Source organism: Saliniramus fredricksonii (assembly GCF_900094735.1).
GTDB classification, from domain to species: Bacteria; Pseudomonadota; Alphaproteobacteria; order Rhizobiales; family Beijerinckiaceae; genus Saliniramus; species Saliniramus fredricksonii.
This window is the reverse complement of record NZ_FMBM01000002.1, coordinates 2,077,275-2,099,176: the sequence shown is the minus strand read 5'-3', so window position 1 is coordinate 2,099,176 and position 21,902 is coordinate 2,077,275. Positions and strand designations below refer to the sequence as shown.

The window sequence follows — 21,902 nt, the reverse complement described above, 5'->3', positions numbered from 1 at the left end:
GCAGCCACGGCCCTGAAGACTGCCCCCCGGATGCTGCGAGGCATGCGGGGGTTTTCTTTTGCGGCACCGGCGGGATACGCGCCGAGCGCAGGAGGCAACCCGCGCATTGGTCGCTTGGCGGATTTGCGCGCGCAGGTCTTGACAATCCCCCGGGCTCGGCGACCCTCGCAGATACGCAACCAGGCGCGCCGAGCATGAACCGGCGCGGCGATCCGAGGAGGACGACGCATGAAGCCGCAACCGGCGCCCACCCCCGCCTTCGTCACCCGCCTCGGCAATGCGACCATTGCCGGTGTCTATGACGGCAAGCGTGTCATGCCGCTTGGAGACAGCTTCGTCGCCAATGCGCCGCGCGCAGCCGTGGCTGATGCGCTCGCAGCGGGCATGCGCGCCCGCGACACGATCGAGATTCCGTTCACGCCGCTGCTGCTGCGTCTCGATGACGGGCTGGTTCTTTTTGATACCGGCAACGGCCCGCAGGCGGAGGGGACGGGGTTCGGCCTGCTCCTGCCCAATCTGCGCGCCATCGGTGTCGCGCCGGAAGATATCGATACGATCGTCATCTCGCATTGCCATGGCGACCACGTGAACGGGCTGCGCGACGCGTCCGGGCAGCCGCTGTTTCCCAATGCACAGGTGCTCGTGCCGCGCCGCGATCTCGCCTACTGGCTCGATGCCGACGAGGCTGCGCGCGCGCCGGAATTCTGGCAGGCCAATTTCGCCAATGTGCGGCGCATCTTTGACAATCCCGCCCAGCCGGCGCTGGCGCTCCTCGAATACGAGGATGGCGATGAAATCGCGCCCGGCGTGACGGCGCTGGCAGCGCATGGACATTCGCCGGGCCACATGGCCTTCCGGATCGCTTCCGGCGACGCGACGATGCTGCTGATCAGCGATGCCGCGCATCTGCCCGAGCTGTTCGTGCGCCATCCCGACTGGCAGCTGATGTTCGACATGGATCCGGATGCCGCTAGGGAAACGCGGATGCGCCTGCTCGACATGGCTGCCCGGGAAGAGCTTCCCGTCGCTGGTTATCACTGGGGCCTGCCCAATATCGCGCGGGTGCGGCGTGACGGCGAGGGTTTCGCATTCTCACGCTTGCCATTCCCCTGAGGGAGCACTCTGGCATCAGCGCGAAATCGCATTATCCTCAGGGAAAATCGAAAGACGGGTTCGGTGATGGATGGTGTGAAGACAGGGCAAGGCGAGGGCGATACGGAGCGCATGGCCGATGATGTGTCGCGGCCCCTGCGGCATGTACGCCAGGCGCTGCCGCATGATTCGGCCCTGCGGCACGTGCAGGGCAATGCGCAGTATATCGACGATATCCGCGAGCCGGAGGGCACCCTGCATATCGCCATCGGCATGGCGCCGAAAGCGCGCGGGCGCATCACCGCGCTCGACCTCGCCCCGGTGCGGGACGCGCCCGGTATCGTCACCGTCCTCACCGCTGCCGACATACCTGGCCCCAACGACGTCTCCCCCGCCATGGGCGATGATCCGATGTTTGCCGAGTCTCGCGTCGATTTCCATGGCCAGGCGCTCTTCGCCGTCGTTGCGACCACCCGCGACGCCGCCCGGCGCGCTGCGCGCAAGGCGCATGTCGAAATCGATGCCGAGCGGCCCTCCGTCACCGTCGAGGATGCCGAGGCGCGCGACGAGACCGTGCTCGCCGATTACGGCTTCGGGCGCGGCGATGCCGCTGCCGCGATCGCGCAAAGCCCGCACAGGCTGGAAGGCTCGCTGCGCATCGGCGGGCAGGAGCATTTCTATCTGGAAGGGCAGGCCGCGCTCGCAGTGCCCGGCGAGGAAGGCGATATCCACGTCACCTCCTCCACCCAGCATCCCACGGAAGTCCAGCACGTGATCGCCCGGGTGCTGGCCCTGCCCGATGCCTATGTCACCTGCGAGGTGCGCCGCATGGGGGGCGGCTTCGGCGGCAAGGAGAGCCAGGCCACGCAATGGGCTGCGATCGCCGCGCTCGGCGCGAAGGTTACCGGGCGCCCCTGCAAGATCAGACTCGACCGCGATGACGATTTCGCCCTCACCGGCAAGCGCCACGACATGCGCTGCGATTACGCGCTCGGCTACGACGATGACGGCGTCATCCAGGGCTACAAGGTCGCGCATCTGGTGCGCTGCGGCTATTCGGCGGATCTGAGCCAGGGCGTGGTCGATCGCACCATGTTCCATTCCGACAACGCGTATTATCTCCCCGCCGTGCGCATCGACACGCGGCGGCTGAAGACCAACACCGTCTCGAATACCGCCTTTCGCGGTTTCGGCGGGCCGCAGGGCATGCTCTCGATCGAGCGCGCCATGGACGAGATCGCCTGGGCCACGGGGCGCGATCCGCTGGATGTGCGGCTGGCCAATCTCTATGCGGCGGGGCGCGACATCACCCCCTATGGCCAGAAGGTCGAGGATCCGCAGATCATGCATGCGATGATCGCCGAGCTTGCCGAGAGCGCCGATTACCGCGCGCGCCGGGCCGGGATCGCCGCCTTCAACGCGTCGTCGCGCATCCTGAAGAAGGGGATCGCGCTCACCCCGGTGAAATTCGGCATCAGCTTCACCCTGATGCATCTGAACCAGGCCGGGGCGCTGGTGCATGTCTATCAGGACGGCTCGGTGCATCTCAACCATGGCGGCACCGAGATGGGCCAGGGGCTTTATATGAAAGTGGCGCAGGTGGTGGCGGAGGAGTTCGGCATCGCCATGGAGCGGGTGCGCATCACCGCCACGACCACCGCGAAGGTCCCCAACACCGCCCCGACGGCGGCCTCCTCCGGCTCCGATCTCAACGGCATGGCCGCGAAGGTTGCCTGCGAGGCGATCAAGGCCCGGATGACGGCTTTCGCTGCGGAAAAGTATGGCGTACTGGCAGAGCAGATCGATTTCCGCGACGACCGCGTCTTCATCGGCAATGAGAGCCTCAGCTTCCCCGAACTCGCGCGCGCTTGCGTCCTCAACCGGGTGCAGCTCTCCCATGCCGGGTTCTACCGCACGCCGGAAATCTGGTGGGACCGGGAGAAGGCGCAAGGCAAGCCGTTTTTCTATTTCGCCTATGGCGCGGCCTGTGCCGAGGCGGTGATCGACACGCTCACCGGCGAGAACCGCATCACCCGCGTCGATATCCTCCACGATGTCGGCAAATCGCTCAATCCGGCGGTGGATATCGGCCAGATCGAGGGCGGGTTCGTGCAGGGCATGGGCTGGCTGACGACGGAAGAGCTCGTCTTCGACGGCGAGGGGCGGCTGCGCACCCACGCCCCCTCGACCTATAAAATCCCCGTCGCCTCCGACGTGCCCGAGCATTTCAAGGTGACGCTCTATCCCAATGCCAACCGCACGCAGACGATCTACCGCTCGAAAGCCGTGGGCGAGCCGCCCCTGATGCTCGCCAATGCCGCCTTCTGCGCCATCACCGATGCCGTGCGCGCCGTGGCCCCGGAAGGCGCGCGCGTCCCCCTCGACGCACCGGCGACGCCGGAGGCGGTGCTGCGGGCCTGCGCGGCGTTGCAGGGTGAGGCGCTGGATGGTGAGTCGCTGGAGGCGGGTAAGACGGGGGCGGGAGCGCAGCCGTGAGCGGGGCGGCAAACCCCTTCGCCCGCCTCGCCGCCATGGTCGAGGAAGCCGGCGCGGCGGCTTTCGCGCGCATCCACGCCGTCAAGGGCTCCGCCCCCGCGAAGCCGGCGCCTGGCTCGCGGTCCGCCCCGACGGCGCCTTCGCGGGCACGATCGGCGGCGGCCGCCTCGAATGGGACGTCCTCACCGATTGCCGCAAGGCCCTTGAGGCCGGCCGGGGCCCCGCGCTTTTTCTCGACTACGCACTCGGCCCCGATCTCGGCCAATGCTGCGGCGGACGGGTGATGCTTTCGATCGAGACCTTCGACGGGCGGGATCTGGAGGATCTGCGCGCGCTGGCGGGGATGGAGGGGCGGTTCGAGGTGGCGTGTCGGGTGGATGAGGGGGGACGGGTTGTGCGGGGGTGATGGGATGCTTGTTCAGCCTGCGACATGGGCATTTCCAAGTGCCGTCGCTTCCGCCTGAAAGTGTTGTTCGCACGCAGACCTGGTCAGAATCCCGGAGACGACCCCACACGCTGATGTTCTGCGCGATGACCGGCCCTGCCGCCGCAGGTTCAATGAAGACGGAGGCAGGGGCGGCACATACCGGCGCCGGTTGCGGCGGACGGCGCGGAGACCCTGAAGATGCAGGACGGATGATGATGATCTGTTCCCGAGGCTCCCACGCGTCACGGCATTCCTGATTCAAGTCACTTCGATGCCATAGACAAGAGCGAGCAGCACCAGACCCAGGAGGATGCGATATATGACGAACGGCGTATAACTCGCATCGCGCAGCCAGCGCATCATCAGGGCGATCGCGGCCCAGGCGGCGATGAATGCAAGCCCCCCGCCGATCAGGGCATCCGCCGTCATGCGTGTGTCGCCTTGATCGTACAGTTCATAGGATGCAAGAATGCCGGCTGCGGCAACGGTCGGCATGGCCAGAAGCAGGGCGAAGCGGGCGGAGAGTGGACGATCGAAACCAAGGAATCGCCCGGCTGTCATCGTAATGCCGGATCGGCTGACGCCGGGAATGATGGCAAGGCATTGCATCAGCCCGATAATGAGGGCATCGCGAAATGTGACCGCTTTGGGTTCGTGCTTGGCAATAGGCGTCCGATCCGCCACCCATAGCGCAATACCGAATATGATCGTCGCCCACGCCATGATCTCCGTCGCCCGCAAGAGATCGCTGACGATGTTCCTCGCAAGAAAGCCCACGATCAGGATGGGAACGGTCCCGGCGGCGACCAACAGCAGCAGGCGTGATCGTTCACTGCCGTGGCCTCTCAACAGATCGATCAGACCTGACACCATTTCGCCGACGTCCCGGCGAAAATACAACAGGACGGCCCCGAGCGAGCCGACGTGCAGCGCAATGTCGAAGGCAAGTTCATCGGCTGCCGTTCCTTGTGAGGGCGGAAGCCCGATCGCACTCATCAGATCGCGCCCGAGAATGAGGTGAGCCGAAGAGCTGATGGGCAGAAATTCCGTGATTCCCTGAACGATGGCGAGGAAAATCAGATAATACATGGCCATCGGATTGTCAGACTCTCATTCGCTGGCGGCGCCCTGACATGGATGGGCTTCGACAGTCCGGCCCGCACCATACGCGCCAGGGCGAGATGTGCCGTCCCCGCTGCGCCCGAGGTCGTTCCGAATGTCTCTTACCCGCAGATCCGCTCCGGCTCAAGTGCCGCGTATCATTCGCTTCCGCCTGAGCCGGCGGGATGTTGTTGTCAGCTGCAGACAGCGGGAGATTTTTCCGCGCGATCCGTTCCGACCCGGCCTGTTCCTGGGCGCGCCCTGTTTATGTCGATCAGTGCGAGATGCCGAAGCAGCGCCGCAGGGCGGCAGCAGCCCATGGCAGCCTCCGACAGGCACGACTGGTTTTCCGCGCTGAATGCCCGGAAACCGGGAAGGTCGGGTCTTGGCTCCACCTTTTCAGCCGAGCAATCGGTCGCGAGGACCGATCCGGAACCCATCCCCCTCCACAAATGTTGACCCCCGCACCACAGCTGCGGTTAGCTCTTCTGGCCGTGTTGCGTTTGGGGAGGGTGATGGCTTTGGATGATCGGGATGAGGATGAACGGGGGGATGGCCCGCGTGATCGCGACAGCGAGCGGCGGCGCTCGCCTGTGGATGACGAGATTGCGGCCTTCATCGATGATCTGCTCTATGGGCGCGGTCGGGAATTCCTGAAGGCGGCGCGGGGGCATGCGGCGGATTATGCGCAGCGGCGCAAGGGGGATGCGGCGCGGTCCGTGGAGGATGTCGCGCGCTCCTTGCGCGATTCCGGGCATGCTTTCGACGACAGGCCGCATATCCGCGATTTCGTCGATGCGGCAGCGCTCGGGCTGGAGAACCTGGCCGATGATATCCGCACCCGCAGCTTTCGCGACATGGTCGATGCGGCGGAGGATTTCGCGCGCGAGCGTCCGGTGCTCGTCGCGGCGGCGGCGGGGCTCGCGGGTTTCGCGCTGGCGCGCTGGCTGACCCGCCCGCGCCGCGAATCCGCGCCAATGCGCCCCCGCGCGCCGATGCGCCCCCATCCCGATGATGCGTGGAGTGAACCCGATGACCGAGCATGATCCGCGCGACGACGACCGGGACGCGCCCCGGCCAGGCGGCACCGGGCCAGACGGCACCGGCTATGGCGGCGGCGATGATCGCGGGCCGCGCGCGCTCTACCAGCTCATCGCTGATGCCCTGCGTGAGGCGACCGAGCTGGCGAGCAAGGAATTCGCGCTGTTTCGCGCCGAACTCGCGGAAAACATCTCCCGCCTGATCGCCGGGATCGTGATGCTGATGATCGCCGCGATCTTCGGCGTCGCCACCATCGTGCTGCTCACCTCCGCCCTGGTCGAATGGATCGCGGTGCTGGTCGGCTCGGATGCGCTTGCCGCGTTGATCGTGGCCGGGGTGACGCTCGCCCTCGCCATCATCTTCGCCCTGATCGCCCGCAACCGCCTCTCGCTGACCACGCTCGAGCCGAAGCGCACGCGCGAATCGGTGAACCGCGACGGGGATATCTTCTCCGGCAGGAGGCGCAGATGAGCCGGCGCATCGAGGAGATCGAGGCGGATGTGGCGCGCTCGCGCGCGCGCCTCGAACAGACGCTCCAGCGCATCGAGCACAAGCTCTCGGCCTCCGGCATGGTCGATGACGCGCTCGCCTCGCTCAGGCGCACCCGCCACGGCGATGTCGTGGACCGGGCGATGGGCGCCCTGCGCGACAATCCCGTACCGGTCCTCGCGGTGATGGCGGGAATCGGCTGGCTGATCGGGCGGGCCGGGAGCGCGGAGCGCGATGCCGCCCGCGCTGCGCGGGCGCGGGAGCGTGCATACCGGCGCGAAGCGAACGCTGCATCGAAGGACGCATCGAACTCTTCACGCAGTGACGCGTTCTCTGAGGGAAGACAGGCGCCGGATCCCGCGTCCGGCATGTCTCCAGGCGGGCGTGTCCCGCCCGATGTGTCACCACAACCGCGCAGCTGAGGAGTATCGGCATGGCCGACGACAAAGACAAGAACGCACCGGATGAGGGGCAGGAAATCCCCAATCCGGCCGGCACCTATTCCGCAAGACCGTCGGCGCGGATACGCCAGAGCGCACGCTCGGCGTCGAAGATCGCCGAGAAGGCGCGTCGGCAGGCGCGGCACGAGGTCGAGGAAGAGCTCGAATCCCTGCGCGCACAGCTCGACACCTATGCCGAGCACGCCGACGAGGCGACCCGCGAGGCCGTCGAGGCGGCCCGTCGCCGCGCGCGCGAAGCCTATCGCGACCTGCGCGAAAGCGCAGCGGAAACCTACGACGATTTGCGTGAGCGGGCGGAACACGGCCTGGACGAAGCCGGCGAATGGGCCCGCGAGCATTACGAGGATGCGCGCGAATGGGCGCATGAGCATTACGACGAGGCCGTCGATGCCGGTCGGCGCGGCTATCGCCGCAGCCGCGCCTATGCCCGACAGCACCCGCTCGCAATCGGCGCGCTCGGCCTCGCCGCCGGGCTCGTGCTGGGTGCGCTGCTGCCGCGCCGCGATCCGCCCCACCCGCCGCGCTGGTACGAGCCCGAGCATTACGGCTACGAGCGCGATCCGCGCCGCGCGCGCCGGCGCTGGTAAGACGGGGCGGGGAGGCGCGTGCGGGTCAGGCGCGCTTCTTTCCCGCCTTCGGGGCCTGATCGCCGCTTCGCGCGGGCGCGTCACCGGCCAGGGCTTCGCCAAAGCGCGCAGTCAGGGCGGCGAAGACGGTATCGAGCATGCTTTCGATATCATCGAGCTCTGCGGCATCGGGGCTGATTGCCTCCTGCTGGGCGGCGGTTTCCATTGCGCCGAGACGATCGACGAGGGGCAGGGCGCCGATATTCGCGCTCATGGATTTCAGCGCATGCGCCGCGCTCGCAATCTGCTGCGGATCGCCGTGTGAGGCCGCCTCGCGCAGATCGCCGAGCGCTTTGGGGGCATGTTCGAGATAAAGCCCGAGAACCCGGCGCAGGAAGTCCGGCCCCGCGGTTTCGCCCATCTGCTGCAACTGGCCGATCAAGTCCTCATCAAGGACGGGGCGCGCGTCGGCATTATCCTGCTCCTGCTCCTGCGTGGCTGCCGCGACGACCTCCGGCACGCAGGACGGTGCGGTCGCCGCTTCGCCCGGCTCACCCTGGTCTTCCGGCTCCGACGTCTCCGTCGGTTTTTGCGCCAGCACCGTGACATAGGATTGCAGCGGAATGGCCGTTTTCGCCGGTACGATATCGGCCTGCCCGGCCAGGTCCGGCTCCTGCGGGACTTGCTCCGTATCATCCAGAGACGCAGCCGGCGGACCGGCCTCGATCTCGTCCGGGGCGGCCTGTCCGATATGGCGGCTGAGGGTCTCGCCGAGCTGGGCGATGGTGAAGGGCTTGTGCAGCACCCCGTCCATCCCGGCCTCCTGCCAGCCGAGCGCCTCGGCGCCCACCACATGCGCGGTCAGGGCGACGATGCGTTTGGGCGCGCGCCCCTTGCGCGCCTCGTCCTGGCGGATACGGCGGGTTGCCTCGTAGCCGTCCATCTCCGGCATGGAAACGTCCATCAGGATCAGATCATAGTCCGCCACATGTGTCTGGCGCAGGGCCTGGAGGCCGTCGCTGGCGAGATCGGGGTTGATGCCGAAACGGGCCAGGGCGGCGCTCGCGACCTCGCGATTGACCGGGCTGTCATCGGCGACCAGCACGCGGGCCTGCGCGAATTGCGGCAGTGAATCGCCATCCGCGCCCGGTTTCGGCGCAGATGCAACGAGTGGCTTCCCGGCGCGCATCCGTTCGAACAGGGTAGCGGCCTCGTTGATGCTGACGGGCAGGCGCATCACCGCATCGGCCAGCCCGCGCCCGAGCGCGATCTCGCCGGCTTCCGCGCCGATGGGGGCGAGGGCGATCACGGCTTTGGCGCCCTTGGGGCGCGCTTTGCGCGCGACGAGGCCCTCGGCGCTGATCAGCCAGAAACCCGTTATCGTGGCGCGCCCGTAACCGCGTTCCTCGTGGGTCTCCACGAGGGCGAAGCCCGATCGCGACGCGACCGCCGCCAGGGCCTGGCGGCTTCCGGAGCCGGCGGAGCCCAGCATGAGCGGCAGCGCATGTGGCTGCGGCGGCGGCGCTTCGCGATAGGCCTCGCCGACGGGGATCTGCAGCGGTATGTCGAAGCTGAAGGCGGAGCCCTTGCCGACCTCACTGGTCGCGCCGATCTCACCATCCATGGCTTCGACCAGCCGCTTGCAGATGGTCAGCCCCAGCCCCGTCCCGCCGAAACGTCGCGTCGTGCTCTGGTCCGCCTGGGAGAAGGCGGAGAAGATTGTGGCGAGTTTGTCCGGTGCAATGCCGATACCGGTATCCTCGATGGCGATCCGCAGCCGCGTGCGCATGCCGTCAGCACAGGCAAGGCGGATCACGACATGGCCCTTCTCGGTGAATTTGAGGGCATTGCTGGTCAGATTGGAAATGATCTGTGTGATCCGCGTCGGATCGCCGATGACATGGCGCGGGGTGCCAGGTGCGATGACGGCGGCAAGATCGATCCCGTTCTCGCGCGCCCGCGCGCCGAACAGGGCGGTGACCGTATCGGCGACTTCGTGGAGATCCACCGGCACGCGCTCAAGTTCGAGCTTGCCGGCCTCCACCTTGGCGAAATCGAGGATGTCGTTGATGATGGCGAGGAGCGACTGCCCCGAGCGGGTGATGACTTCCGCCTGCCGCCGCTGACGTTCGGGCAGGTCTGATTTCGCCAGCAATTCGGCCATGACCAGCATGCCGTTCATGGGTGTGCGGATCTCGTGGCTCATGGTCGCGAGAAAATCGGACTTGGCCCGGCTGGCCTGCTCGGCGACCTCCTTCGCGGCCAGAAATTCGCGTGTGCGCGCCGCCACATCCTGCTCCAGCTGATCGCGCTGGCGCGCCAGCCGCGTATCGCGTTTTCGGATCTCGCCAATCATGGTGTTGAAGCTCTTGGCGAGATTGCCGATCTCGTCATCGGTCTCTGCGGCGACATAGGCTTCGTAATCGTGACTGAGCCGGATGCCGGCCATCGCGTGCGCAAGGTTCAGGAGCGGTCGGGTGATGTGGCGCTGCATCTTGATCGAGATGAGCAGCCCGATCGCGGCGGCGAGTGCTGACGCGGTGACGGCCACGAGCAGCATATCCTTCATTCGTTCTGCAAGATCGCTGGTATCGCTGATCAGGGTCAGACTCCCGATTGTCTCGCCGCCATTGTCGATCGGAACCTCCGTGCGGACGCTGCGGCTGCGGATCAGCCGCGTCGCATTGACCCGCTCTCCGGGGCGGATCATGACGTCACGGTCGTCACTGAGCAGGATCGCGGCGCCGAGTTCGGCCAGGAGCCTGCCCTCTGCGTCATGGACAACGGCATAATTCATCTGGGGAACGCGGCTGATGGCACGGATCACGGAAAGGATCTGAGCGCGGTCGCGTGCCTCAACCGCCTCGGCGGCGGCGGCGGCGAAGACATGGGCCGTGGTGGCGAGTTGTTCATGCTTTTGCTGGCCGTAGCGCTCCACCTCGCGCCACAGGTTGATCGCCGTTCCGCAGATCAGCGCGATGCCCACGGCGACAAGCACGAGGCGCCCCAGCTTGAAATTGATCGATTGATTCTTCTGCACGCCTGAACCCATGGTGTTTTCGAAATGGCACTATCATAGATTTCCGTAAGCAAGGAATTAACCGATGCATTTAAGTGGATAGTCATATTTAAAGTTGTAAATAGCGGCATCGAAGGGACGCATTCCATGCTGCTAGGACGATCCGAACAGGGCTTCATCTATGTCTTCGAGGAGCCGGTGCGCATCCTCGCCGTCGACGATGATCCGATCATGCGTGAGATGGCAACAGCCCAGCTCTCGCATCCGGGCGGGGAGATCGTGACTGCGCAGAATGGCCAGGAGGCCTGGGATATTCTGGCCGCCGATCCCGGCTTCGATCTCGTGCTCAGCGATCTCGAAATGCCTCAGATGACGGGCTTTGCCCTGTGCACGGCAATCCGGGAGGATGCGCGGCTCGCACGCCTTCCCGTCGTGGTTCTGACCGGGCGTGAGGACATGTTTGCCATCGATCGTGCCTACGAGGTCGGTGCGACCTCGTTCGCGACCAAACCGGTCAATTGGCGCATGCTCGGCTATCAGTTGCGATATGTGCTGCGCAACAGCCGCGACAACGAGGCAGCGCTGGCAGCCGTGCGGCAAGACCTGCGGCAAGACCTGCGGGCGGGTGGTGTCGAGGGCGGTGCCGAAATCGTGCAGATGCCAGCCCGGGAAGCCGCCCGCGCGGAGGCTCCGGTCGGGCCCGATCCGACCACCTGCCTGCGCATTCTTCTGGATCAGCCGCCGGAAAAGATCGCCGGGATCGTCGCGCAATGCGCGCTTTCCGATGATGCGTCCGGTGATACAGGCGCGATCCTGCGGCGCTATGCCGATCTGGTCGCGGCGCGGCGGGCCCGGGAAGCGGCGGCCATGCGCGATGCGGTCGAACCGGCGAGCCCGCCGGTTCCCCGGGAGGCGCGTGCCGATGACACCGCCGATGACACCGCCGATGAACACGCGAGGACTGCTGCACCTTTCGTTCAGGACGAACCCGCATCCGGGGCGGTCGCCGGCGATCCCGTCGCGGCGATGCGCGCGCAGCTCAGGCAGTCCGGATCGGGCCGTCCCGACCCGGATCCTGCGCCGCGCAATCCTGCGCGACCCTTCCGTTTTCTGGCAAGTGGCGGACGAACATGAGGCGAGAGGAAACGATGCACAAGGCGGATACGAACGGCATGGCGGCGCTGCGCAGCGACGGGATGGTGCGTGGCGCGCAGCTGCAGCACTTTCTTTCGGATGTCCGGGGCGGCATGGCCATGCTGTTTTCGCTGGCGCTGATACCGCTTCTGGGTTGTATTGCGCTCGCTGTCGATGTCAGCACCTGGCATTCCGCACGCACCGAGCTGCAGAAGATCGCCGATGGCGCCGCGATCGTCAGCGCGCGGGAACTGCGCATCGGCGCCGCCCGCCCGGAGGTGCTGCAGGAAGCCGCGCGGCTCTATGCCCAGGCCGTGATCGAGGCCGGGGCGAGCTTCGTCGAGAATCCCGAAGTCTCGGCTGAAATCTCAGCCGAGCGCGATTCGGTGACGATCGCAGTGGAAAGCACGGTCAGTCCGATTTTCTCCCGCCTTTTCAATACGGGGCTTTCCAGCGTCCGGGTGAATGCGACCGCACTGCTCGCCGGACGGGAGCCGATCTGCATGATCAGTACCGATTCGAGCACTTCCCATGCGATGGCCCTGTTCGACTATGCCCGGCTCGATGCGGAGGATTGCGGGATATATGTCAATTCGCGGTCATCAGGCGCGCTGCGCCTTGATGGTTCGGTCAATCTGGAGGCCAGCCTGATCTGCGTCCATGGCAGTGTTTCATACGACGGCGGCTCGACCAGCCCGGGGCCGGTGATCGGTTGCCCGCGTATCGGCGACCCGCTGACGCACAGGATACCGTCTTCATCCTGTGGCAGCGATGACGAGGAGCCGTACAAGGTCACGGGAAACCAGACCCTCTATCCGGGTCAGTATTGCGGTGGCATCGAAATAAGCAGTTCGGCCCCGATCACTTTCCAGGCCGGGACCTATCATATTGGTGGAGACGGGCTGGAGGTCGAGGATGGGGCGCGCATGACTGCGCATAATGTCACGTTTGTTTTCCATAATGGCGCCGGCGCTGAGTTTGGTCCCGATACCACCCTCAGCCTCTCTGCAAGCCGCGAGGGACGGTATGCCGGCATCCTCTTCATCGAGGCCGGATCGGGTGACGATGCGACCTTCCGGATCAACTCGAACAATGCGCGCACGCTGCTTGGCACGATCTATCTGCCCAAATCGAAGCTTCTGATTGATGCGGATCAGCCCGTTGCCGGTGATTCCGCCTATACCGTCGTCGTGGCGCGCGAAATCGAGATCGCCAATCGCTCGCGGCTCGTGCTCAATACCGATTACGCCGCGACGGATGTGCCCGTCCCCGAGGGTGTCGGGCCGCATTCGGAAATCATGCTCTCGCAGTGATCTGCGCTTGCGACCGGCGGTGATACGCCGCCGGTCGCTGCTTTCCTCTTCACGCAATCAGCCGATGCGCTTGCCGGCGCGCGGATCATGCTTTGCAAGACGCGAAAGCAGATAATCCACCTCCGCGCGGGCCGTGGCGGAGATCGCACCGCCCGGCTTGCGCTGGGCCTGAGAGGAAATGATCCCGCGCCGTTGCAGCACGTATTTGCGCACGGCGAGACCGGCGCCCGGCTGCTGCTCATAGCGGATCATCGGCAGATGCGCATCGAACAGGTCATGCGCCTCCTCGCGCTTGCCGGCCTGGGAGAGCTTGACGACATCCACCAGCATGTCCGGGAAGGCGTAGCCGGTCATCGCGCCATCTGCGCCACGCTCGCATTCGAAATCGAGGAACAGGCCGCCATTGCCGCACAGGATCGAGATGTGGCGCATGGAGCCGTCCTGCTCGAAGCCACGCAGCGCCGAGATCTTCTCCAGACCCGGCCAGTCCTCATGCTTGAGCATCACGGCAGAGGGGTTGTCCTGCACGATCCGGCGGATCACGCCCGGCGTCATCACCACGCCGATCGCGAGCGGATAGTCCTGGATCACGAAGGGGATGTCGGGGCCGATCGCCTCGACGGCCTGTGCGTAGTAATTGACGATCTGGTCATCCGTCTTGAGCGAGGAAGGCGGTGCGATCATCACCCCGGCGGCGCCCGCATCCATCACCGCGCGCGAGAGCGTGCGCATGGCGGCAAAACCGGGAGCGGACACACCGATCACCACCGGTGTGTTCCCCGCGCGCTTGATGATCCGGCTCGCAATGGCGCGCGCTTCCTCGCCGTCGAGCTTCGGGGCCTCGCCCATCATGCCGAGCGCCGTGATACCGGTGCAGCCCGCTTCGAGGAAGAAATCCGTCATCCGGTCGATGGAAGCGTCATCGACGCGGCCATCATCATGGAAGGGGGTGGGGGCGATGACGTAGACGCCCTTGGCGTTGGCATCGAGCATGATCTGATCCTCGGCATTCACAATTTGCGGATCCGGCACATGCCGACCGCTCCGGCTCTTGGTAAGCCGGTGCGCCTTGCCCGCGCAACCATTGCGGCTGCCAACCTCGTCTGCGCGAAACGGCGCGATCGCCGTTCAGGCAAAATCGCGCAGGAGTTGCGCCTCCACGACACCCATCGCATCCTTGCTCTCTGCTTGCCTGACCCCCTGCGGTGCGAAGACAGCTTCGAGCACGGCACGCCGCTGCAGATGCCTGGAAATGGCATAACATACCGCCTGATGAAACCGGGCTTTCGGCGTATGACCTTCATCAAGTGCATGCCAGGCATCTTCGTGAGCACGAAAGAACGCGCGCACGCCATGCGTCTCGATGAGTTGTCGTGCATGCAGCTGGACGCGACGGCGTGTTGCGCGCCATTGCCAGCGATCGATAATATACATATCGAACCTCGAAAATTTTATTTTGCTCGCCCACCCAGCCTGATAATAAATTATTATTCAGTCCGGTTCCATCTTCAATGGTAATTTGATTATTTATTGTGGAATACATGCATTTAATAAATTCTTATCGATTCTTGACTTGTTGCAAACTTGTCTCTTTACAGGGCAAACGTGGCGTTATGGCGGAGCTAAACAAGTCATCCGCCACCTGTACCTTTTCCCTTGCGGTTTCTGGAATCTGCGCTGCGGGTCGTGCGCCGTGTCGCGCATCGGAGCGAATCACGACCCGCAGGTGGCGGGCAGTTGCCTTTGCGTGGCAACCCGATTCCGGTCATCGCCCTGGAGCGCGTTGCGACCTGACGAAGTCAGGCCGGGCGCCCCAGGTCATTGTTTAGCGCAACATTTTCTCCGTCAGCCGGTATCTACCTGACGGCATGATGCTCTAGACAGCGGCTTTCCATCAAAGCCGACGTGCCTAAAAGCTCCAGCTGGCGCGCTGGATGACCACGCGATAGCCATCAGGGTCCTCGAACGTGCGACCGGAGCGATCCCAATACGGATTGAAGGCCGGCACGGCCATGAACCCGGCATCCTCCATTCGATCAATTGCCGCCTGCCATTCGGCCGGTTCCGGCAAGTAGAATACCAGAAGGTGATCTCGTGTCGGCGCCCGACCGGCTGCGTGCCCTAGCGATCTGGTGAACTCGAAATGATATGGTGCATCGGAACGGCCAAGCATCACACCATCGAAGCCATCGTGACCGTCAAATCGGTGGAGAATGTCAAAACCCAGTCCGTCTCTGTAAAACGGAATGAGTGCCTCGATGTCATCAGTCGGTCGTGCGACGCGAAGCTTGGGACTGATCATTCTATCCTCCTTATTAACATGCTTTTCCCGATATGGACGCTGCAACCCCGTCTGTCTGCAATCCCCCGCCTCCATCGCCCTCGGTCGCGGCGAAGCGCGCATCGGAGCGTTCCGGATCGGGACATCGTTTGCAACCCGACCCCTTGGCGTGATGCATGACCGCTGCGGGCGGTTTCGATCTGGCATCCATGCGCTACATGCTGCTAGTCAGCTGCGCGATCGCATGCGTTGCGTGTGCGACAGGTCCGCGTCAAACGCTCCGAGGTCCCTGAATGCCGCACGATCACGGCCATGTGCATATCGATCCGAAATCCGGCGATCGGCGCGTCTCCGTCGCAATCTGGGCGAATGCCCTGCTCACGGTCGCGCAGATCATCGGCGGTATCCTCTCCGGCAGTCTCGCGCTGATCGCCGATGCGCTCCACAATTTCTCCGACATGGCATCGCTGGTAATTGCCTTCGCCGCGCGCAAGATCGCGCGCCGACCGCCTGATTCGCGCATGACCTTCGGCTACGGGCGGATCGAGATTGTCGCGGCCCTGATCAATTACGTCACCCTGATCCTGGTCGGCTTCTATCTGATCTATGAGGGCGGCATGCGGATGATCGATCCGCCGGAGGTGGCGGGCTGGACCGTGGTCATTCTGGGGATCATCGCCCTCGCGGTCGATCTGCTGACGGCGTTGCTCACCTGGTCGATGCAGAAAGGCTCCCTGAACATTCGCGCGCTGTTTCTGCACAACCTGTCGGACGCGCTGGCTTCGGTTGCCGTGATCTTCGGCGGTGCGCTGATCCTGCTCTATGATCTGCGCTGGGTGGATCCCGCGATCACGATCCTCATCGCGCTCTACATCCTCTATCTGGCCTTCACCGAGATCGGCAATCCGATCCGCACGCTGATGCTCGGCAGCCCGCCCGATATCGACAGCGCGGGCGTGATCGCGGCCATGCGCAGTGTCGAGGGCGTGCATGACGTGCATCACGTGCATCTCTGGCAGATGCAGGAGCATGAGGCTGCGCTCGACTGTCACGTGGTTGTGTCGCGGGAAGCCTGGACGCGGCTCGAAACCGTCAAGGCCGCGATCAAGAAGGAGCTGAAGCAGGCCCATGGTATCGGGCATTCGAGCCTGGAATTCGAGCATATCGATCACGCCCATGCCAACGCGGCTCTTTACGGCCACGGCATGGCGGGCGCGGAAAACGGCGGTGGCGGGCATGCCGGTCACGAGCATCATTGATCCCGTCTGGCCGGGCGCAGGCGCATTGCGGTGAATTCAACCGGGACAGGCCCGGGAGAGATCTTTCCCGGCCTGCCCGCATAGCCTACATCTGACCCATGACCGATCCCGCCGACGATACGCCGATTCCCGCCGGGCAATCCGCCGCGCCGCCATCGCCACCCGCCGCAGCGCAAGCGGGCGAGACGGACATGACCGAGAGCGGTATCAGCGGCACCGGCATGGAGGTGATCCGCCGGTTCTGGGCGACCTTGCCCAACGCGCCCGGCGTCTATCGCATGATCGATGCTGCCGGCGAGGTGCTCTATGTCGGCAAGGCCAAGAGCCTGAAGAACCGCGTCGGCTCCTATGCGCGCGGCCAGGGCCATTCCAACCGCATCATCCGGATGATAGCTGATACGGCGCAGATGGAATTCGTGACCACGGGCACGGAATCCGAGGCGCTCTTGCTTGAGGCCAATCTGATCAAGCAGCTGCGCCCGCGCTACAACGTGCTCCTGCGGGACGACAAATCGCTGCCCTATATCCTCGTCACCGAGGATGAGCGCGGGGCGCAGCTCACCAAGCATCGCGGTGCGCGCAACCGCAAGGGGCGCTATTTCGGCCCCTTCGCCAGCGTCTGGGCGGTCAACCGCACCATGACGGCCCTGCAACGCGCCTTCCTCCTGCGCACCTGCTCGGATTCCTATTTCGACAACCGCTCGCGCCCCTGCCTGCTCTACCAGATCAAGCGCTGCGCCGGGCCCTGTACCGGCGAGATCGCGCCGGAGGATTACGCGGCGCTCACCCGCGAGGCGGTGGATTTCCTCTCCGGCAAGAGTTCACGGGTGAAGGAGCGCCTTTCGGCCGAGATGCAGGAGGCGTCGGACGCCCTCGAATTCGAGCGGGCCGCGCGCTATCGCGACCGTCTGGCCGCGCTCTCGGCCATCCAGTCGAGCCAGGGGGTGAACACGCAGAGCGTCGAGGAGGCCGATGTCGTCGCCATCGCGGAGGAGGGCGGACAGTTCTGCGTCGAGGTGTTCTTCTTCCGCAACTGGCAGAACTGGGGCAACCGCGCCTATTTCCCCAAGGCCGACAAGTCGATGAGCGTCGAGGAAGTGCTCACCGCCTTCCTCGTGCAGTTCTATTCCGACAAGCCGCCGCCGAAGCAGATCCTGCTCTCGCATGATTGTCCCGAGCGCGAGGTGGTCGCCGCCGCGCTCGCGGTGCGCGCCGGCCACAAGGTCGATGTGGCGACGCCCAGGCGCGGCGAGCGGCGCCAGATCGTCGAGAATGCCGAGCGCAATGCGAAGGAGGCGATCGGGCGGCGTCTCTCGGAGACCGCCTCGCAACAGCGCCTGCTCGATCTCACCGCCGATGCGCTGGGGCTCGCGCGCAGCCCGCGCCGGATCGAGGTCTATGACAATTCGCATATCCAGGGCGCCAATGCGGTGGGCGCGATGATCGTCGCCGGGGCCGGCGGTTTCATGAAAACGCATTACCGCACCTTCAACATGCCGGTGGAGAAGGTCACCGCCGGCGACGATTTCGCCATGATGCGCGAGATGCTGCGCCGGCGTTTCGCCCGGCTGGTCAAGGAGCAGCCCCGCGCGGCTGATCAGGAGAATCCTGCGGAAAAACGGAACGGCAGGGGCGATACCGGGCAGGATCGCCCGCCGGACGATCCGGCCTTTGCTGATGATTCAGCCGATGAATTTCCCGCCTGGCCGGATCTGGTGCTGATTGATGGCGGGGCGGGCCAGGTCTCCGGCGTGCGCGCCATCCTGCGCGAACTCGGGGTGACGGATATCCCGGTGATCGGTGTCGCCAAGGGCGCCGATCGCGAGGCGGGGCGGGAGCTGTTTCATGTGGAGGGCAAGGCGCCGTATCGCCTGCCGCCGCGCGATCCGGCGCTCTATTTCATCCAGCGCCTGCGCGACGAGGCCCACCGCTTCGCCATCGGCACCCATCGCGCCAAGCGCAAACGCGATCTGACGAAGAACCCGCTCGACGAGATCCCCGGCATCGGCCCGGCCCGCAAGCGCGCGCTCCTGCACCATTTCGGCACCGTCAAGGCCATCCGCCACGCCAGCCTCGACGACCTCGCCCGCACCCCCGGCGTCAATGCGGCGACGGCGCGGGCGGTGCATGCTTTCTTCAATGAGGGGTGATGAGGGCAGAAGCCCGGGCCGAAACGTAAAAACCCCGCCGAAGCGGGGTTTGAACCATAAGGCCATTGCAGAATTGTTTTGAATTGCTCCCATTCCGGGCGTCAGCAGTGTGTGTTGGCTACTTAAAGTGCAAAGCGCAGGCGGTCGGCTTCCAGCACACGAGTTGATTTGCAATTATTTATTGTGTTAAATGAATTAAGGGGTCGCTTGGTGCAACCCTGTCGCTACGAAAATTCTAGGAATCTCGCATGTCGCAAGAAAATAGCGAGCGCAAAGGCTGGCCCTTCTATATTGCTTGGGCAATGGTATTATTACCAAATGTGATAAGTGTAGGGCAGACGCGTGTAACAACTCAAAATGGTTGGGTAATAGAGTGCTCTGCAAACTATTACTGGGCTGCAGTGTTAGGTCTGATTGCTCTTGTTATTGTAACAATGAATTGGAAGTCTTGGGGTAAATGGTCGTATGCATTGGGATTTTCAGCAATATTTACGATTGCATACGGATTTAATATCGGTGACATGCTATGCCCGGAATATGTTCCTCCCAGCGCGCCTGCACGACCGATGCCTCCATTCTAAGATAAATTTAGACACAATTGGTTAGTACGAATAATTTTCTACCGTAAAACACTATTATGATATTCATGGAAATTGGCAATGCGTTTTTTTAAGCATCGGAAATTCAATGGCTAATTCTCATGCAGAGTCATCGAGCCAATATTGAACGCTGAAATGATAGTCCTCGACTCGAATTGCCCATCGATGTGATAAAATGAATATTGCTCATATTTGAAAAATTTCGTTCATTCGCCAAAAATCTGATCACGCCTTCTTCCCCCACCGTCCGTTCTCGTCCTGCTGCCAGTAGGTCGCCTCGTGGCCGGCGGCCTTGACTTCCTTCCACTGGGCGCGGGCGCGGGCGAGCTGGTCGTCGTCATCGCCGTCGAAGATCACGATGATGCGCTCGTAGCGGGCGGCATCGGGGGGCAGGGCGGCGCCGTCGACGAGGAAGCGGATCGCGGCATCGTTGGGATTGGTGAAATCGAGCGCGATCACGATCGGATGCTCATGCGCATCCGCCTCATCGGCGCGCCCGTGAGCGAGGAAGCTTTCCTCGTCGTAGCTCCACAGATGATCGTCGAGGGCAGCGGCGCGCTCCTCGCTGGTGACCTGGATCGCCGCCCGCCAGCCACGTGCGCGCGCCTTTTCGAGCAGCGTCGGCAGGACGCGCTCGAGCGGTTGGCGTTGAAGGTGGTAGAAAAAGACCTCACTCATGCTTCGTCACGCAGGATGCGGCGGATGACCTTGCCGGTGGTGGTCAGCGGCAGGGAATCGCGAAAGGCGATCTCGCGGGGATATTCATGCGCGGAGAGCCGGTTGCGCACAAAGTCGCGAATGTCGTCGGCGAGCGCCGCGTCGGGATGGATGCCGTCGCGCGGCACGATGAAGGCCTTGACGATCTCGGTGCGGACGGGATCCGGCTTGCCGACGACGGCGGCGAGGGAAACGGCGGGGTGGCGCAACAGACAATCCTCGATCTCCGTCGGCCCGATCCGATAGCCCGAGGAGGTGATGACGTCGTCGTCGCGCCCGACGAAGCGGATATAGCCGTCGGCATCCATCACGCCCTGATCGCCTGTCGTCATCCAGTCGCCGATGAATTTCGCCTGCGTCGCTTCCGGACGGTTCCAATAGGAGAGAAACATCACCGGATCGGGGCGCGCGACAGCGATCTGGCCGGGCTCGTCCGGCGCGCAGATGCGCCCGTCATCGGCGATCACCGCGACGCGGTGGCCGGGAACCGGGCGGCCGATCATGCCCGGCTTGCTCACCCCGATCGCGGCGCAGGAGGCGACGATGAGATTGCACTCCGTCTGGCCATAGAACTCGTTGATGGAAAGCCCCAGCGTCTCGCGCCCCCAGGCGAAGGTCTCGGCGCCGAGCGCCTCGCCGCCGGAGGCGAGTGTGCGCAGGGCTAGGTCGTAGCGCCCGCGTGGGTTGTCCACGCTGCGCAACAGACGCAGGGCCGTGGGCGGGATGAAGGCGTTGCGCACGCCGTGATCCGCCATCAGCCGGAAGGCGGCTTCCGGATCGAATTTGGCAAAGCGCCGGGCGATGACCGGAACGCCGAAATGCAGGCCCGGCAGCAGCACGTTGAGCAGCCCGCCCGCCCAGGCCCAGTCCGCCGGCGTCCAGAACCGGTCCCCCGGCCGGGGCATGAATTCATGCGGCAGGGAGACGCCGGGGAGGTGGCCCGGCAGCACCCGATGCGCATGCAGGGCGCCCTTGGGATTGCCGGTCGTGCCGGAGGTGTAGATCATCAGGGCGGGATCATCGGCCAGCGTATCGACCGGGGTGAATTCCGCGCTCTCCGCCGCGCTCGCCTCGTGGAAACCCTCAGCACCGGCATCCGGACCATCGATGCTCAGAATCACATCCGGATGCTCGAAATCATCCTCGGCATCGGCAAATTTCGCAAGGCCGCCGGCATGGGTGATCAGGGCGCGGGCGCCGGAATCGCCGAGCCTGTAGCGCAGGGCGTCGATGCCGAAGACATCGGCAAGCGGCAGCGCGATGGCGCCGAGCTTGTAGATCGCCACATGCGCGATCGGCACGGCATGGCCTTGCGGCAGCAGCACCGCGACGCGATCACCGGGACGAATGCCGCGTTTGCGCAGGGCATTGGCGAGGCGGTTCGAGGCGTCGCGCAGCCCGGCGTAATCCAGCACCCGCGTCTGTCCCTCCGGCGTGACTTCGATCACGGCGGGGCGCCCGGCATCAATCGCTGCCCAACGGTCGCAGATATCGACCCCGATATTGTAGTGCTCGGGAACCGCCCAGGAAAAACGCGCGTACAGGCCCTCGTAATCGCGGATATCCGGAAGCATGCCGTGCCTCTTGCTCGATGATGCCGCCCCGGGGGGGCGGGCGTGTAACCGCGCGACGATCTATAGCATTATTGCGCCGGGAAAATACCGTGTAGGAGGCAATTGTCTCAGGCAGGGCACGACAGAGGCAGATGAAAACGCCCGCCACTCCTTTCGGGAATGGCGGGCGCGATCGGATTGCTC

The 21,902-nt window shown here is 64.5% G+C and carries 19 protein-coding genes; 13 read left to right on the top strand and 6 right to left on the bottom strand.

From position 1 onward, the window contains the following. Window positions 1-228 precede the first annotated feature (228 nt). The 3 genes from GA0071312_RS16055 to GA0071312_RS20135 all read left to right on the top strand — a co-directional run bounded on the left by GA0071312_RS16055 (window position 229) and on the right by GA0071312_RS20135 (window position 3,994). Window positions 229-1,113 carry an MBL fold metallo-hydrolase gene (locus tag GA0071312_RS16055; protein ID WP_074445784.1) on the top strand — a complete coding sequence of 295 codons (885 nt, stop codon included), beginning with the start codon at window positions 229-231 and terminating at the stop codon, window positions 1,111-1,113. Window positions 1,114-1,224: 111 nt separating this feature from the next. Continuing rightward, the gene (gene xdhB / locus GA0071312_RS16050; RefSeq protein WP_074446269.1) at window positions 1,225-3,588 is read left to right on the top strand and encodes a xanthine dehydrogenase molybdopterin binding subunit; all 2,364 of its coding nucleotides are present in this window, start codon (window positions 1,225-1,227) and stop codon (window positions 3,586-3,588) included. Then, window positions 3,539-3,994 (top strand): XdhC family protein, encoded by a 456-nt coding sequence (locus tag GA0071312_RS20135; protein WP_074445783.1) that lies wholly within the window; start codon window positions 3,539-3,541, stop codon window positions 3,992-3,994. Before xdhB ends, GA0071312_RS20135 begins: the two co-directional genes overlap by 50 nt. Window positions 3,995-4,273: 279 nt before the next feature. On the opposite strand, the gene GA0071312_RS16040 is transcribed toward GA0071312_RS20135, so the two are convergent. Next, window positions 4,274-5,104, bottom strand: coding sequence for an undecaprenyl-diphosphate phosphatase (locus tag GA0071312_RS16040; protein ID WP_238947257.1), 831 nt, complete (start codon window positions 5,102-5,104; stop codon window positions 4,274-4,276). A gap of 527 nt (window positions 5,105-5,631) precedes the next feature. On the opposite strand from GA0071312_RS16040, the gene GA0071312_RS16035 reads away from it, so the two are divergent. The 4 genes from GA0071312_RS16035 to GA0071312_RS16020 are packed head-to-tail and all read left to right on the top strand — an operon-like array spanning window position 5,632 to window position 7,694. Then, complete coding sequence (locus GA0071312_RS16035) at window positions 5,632-6,162, top strand: hypothetical protein (protein WP_074445781.1); 531 nt, start codon at window positions 5,632-5,634, stop codon at window positions 6,160-6,162. Then, on the top strand, window positions 6,149-6,628 hold the full coding sequence (locus GA0071312_RS16030) for a phage holin family protein (protein WP_083204625.1): 480 nt from the start codon (window positions 6,149-6,151) through the stop codon (window positions 6,626-6,628). Before GA0071312_RS16035 ends, GA0071312_RS16030 begins: the two co-directional genes overlap by 14 nt. Further along, window positions 6,625-7,068, top strand: coding sequence for a DUF3618 domain-containing protein (locus GA0071312_RS16025; RefSeq protein WP_074445780.1), 444 nt, complete (start codon window positions 6,625-6,627; stop codon window positions 7,066-7,068). Before GA0071312_RS16030 ends, GA0071312_RS16025 begins: the two co-directional genes overlap by 4 nt. Window positions 7,069-7,079: 11 nt before the next feature. Further along, window positions 7,080-7,694, top strand: a complete 615-nt coding sequence (locus tag GA0071312_RS16020) for a hypothetical protein (RefSeq protein WP_074445779.1) — start codon at window positions 7,080-7,082, stop codon at window positions 7,692-7,694. A 25-nt stretch (window positions 7,695-7,719) separates the two neighbouring features. Here GA0071312_RS16020 and GA0071312_RS16015 read toward each other — a convergent pair whose 3' ends face one another. Next, window positions 7,720-10,713, bottom strand: coding sequence for an ATP-binding protein (locus GA0071312_RS16015; RefSeq protein WP_165604061.1), 2,994 nt, complete (start codon window positions 10,711-10,713; stop codon window positions 7,720-7,722). A 126-nt stretch (window positions 10,714-10,839) separates the two neighbouring features. Between GA0071312_RS16015 and GA0071312_RS16010 the strand changes: the two genes are divergently transcribed. Together GA0071312_RS16010 and GA0071312_RS16005 are read left to right on the top strand one after the other, a co-directional pair. Next, window positions 10,840-11,826 (top strand): response regulator, encoded by a 987-nt coding sequence (locus tag GA0071312_RS16010; protein WP_074445777.1) that lies wholly within the window; start codon window positions 10,840-10,842, stop codon window positions 11,824-11,826. Between the two features lie 14 nt (window positions 11,827-11,840). Further along, a complete protein-coding gene (locus GA0071312_RS16005) occupies window positions 11,841-13,139 on the top strand; it encodes a pilus assembly protein TadG-related protein (protein ID WP_074445776.1) in 1,299 nt (432 codons plus the stop codon). A gap of 57 nt (window positions 13,140-13,196) precedes the next feature. On the opposite strand, the gene GA0071312_RS16000 is transcribed toward GA0071312_RS16005, so the two are convergent. Further along, window positions 13,197-14,135, bottom strand: coding sequence for a dihydrodipicolinate synthase family protein (locus tag GA0071312_RS16000; RefSeq protein ID WP_074446267.1), 939 nt, complete (start codon window positions 14,133-14,135; stop codon window positions 13,197-13,199). Window positions 14,136-14,171: 36 nt separating this feature from the next. Between GA0071312_RS16000 and GA0071312_RS19760 the strand changes: the two genes are divergently transcribed. Continuing rightward, window positions 14,172-14,657 (top strand): hypothetical protein, encoded by a 486-nt coding sequence (locus GA0071312_RS19760; RefSeq protein WP_131817844.1) that lies wholly within the window; start codon window positions 14,172-14,174, stop codon window positions 14,655-14,657. Between the two features lie 391 nt (window positions 14,658-15,048). On the opposite strand, the gene GA0071312_RS15990 is transcribed toward GA0071312_RS19760, so the two are convergent. After that, the gene (locus GA0071312_RS15990) at window positions 15,049-15,441 is read right to left on the bottom strand and encodes a VOC family protein (protein WP_074446266.1); all 393 of its coding nucleotides are present in this window, start codon (window positions 15,439-15,441) and stop codon (window positions 15,049-15,051) included. Window positions 15,442-15,713: 272 nt separating this feature from the next. On the opposite strand from GA0071312_RS15990, the gene GA0071312_RS15985 reads away from it, so the two are divergent. The 3 genes from GA0071312_RS15985 to GA0071312_RS19755 all read left to right on the top strand — a co-directional run bounded on the left by GA0071312_RS15985 (window position 15,714) and on the right by GA0071312_RS19755 (window position 19,410). Then, the gene (locus GA0071312_RS15985; protein ID WP_074445774.1) at window positions 15,714-16,679 is read left to right on the top strand and encodes a cation diffusion facilitator family transporter; all 966 of its coding nucleotides are present in this window, start codon (window positions 15,714-15,716) and stop codon (window positions 16,677-16,679) included. 98 nt (window positions 16,680-16,777) lie between these two features. Next, window positions 16,778-18,829: an excinuclease ABC subunit UvrC gene (gene uvrC, locus GA0071312_RS15980; RefSeq protein ID WP_074445773.1), complete on the top strand. Its 2,052-nt coding sequence runs from the start codon at window positions 16,778-16,780 to the stop codon at window positions 18,827-18,829. 248 nt (window positions 18,830-19,077) lie between these two features. Further along, a complete protein-coding gene (locus tag GA0071312_RS19755) occupies window positions 19,078-19,410 on the top strand; it encodes a hypothetical protein (protein WP_131817843.1) in 333 nt (110 codons plus the stop codon). Between the two features lie 243 nt (window positions 19,411-19,653). Here GA0071312_RS19755 and GA0071312_RS15975 read toward each other — a convergent pair whose 3' ends face one another. Together GA0071312_RS15975 and GA0071312_RS15970 are read right to left on the bottom strand one after the other, a co-directional pair. Beyond that, a complete protein-coding gene (locus GA0071312_RS15975; RefSeq protein ID WP_074445772.1) occupies window positions 19,654-20,106 on the bottom strand; it encodes a DNA polymerase III subunit chi in 453 nt (150 codons plus the stop codon). Further along, entirely contained in the window at window positions 20,103-21,719 is a 1,617-nt protein-coding gene (locus tag GA0071312_RS15970; protein WP_074445771.1) for an acyl-CoA synthetase, read from the bottom strand. Before GA0071312_RS15970 ends, GA0071312_RS15975 begins: the two co-directional genes overlap by 4 nt. Between the last annotated feature and the right edge of the window lie 183 nt (window positions 21,720-21,902).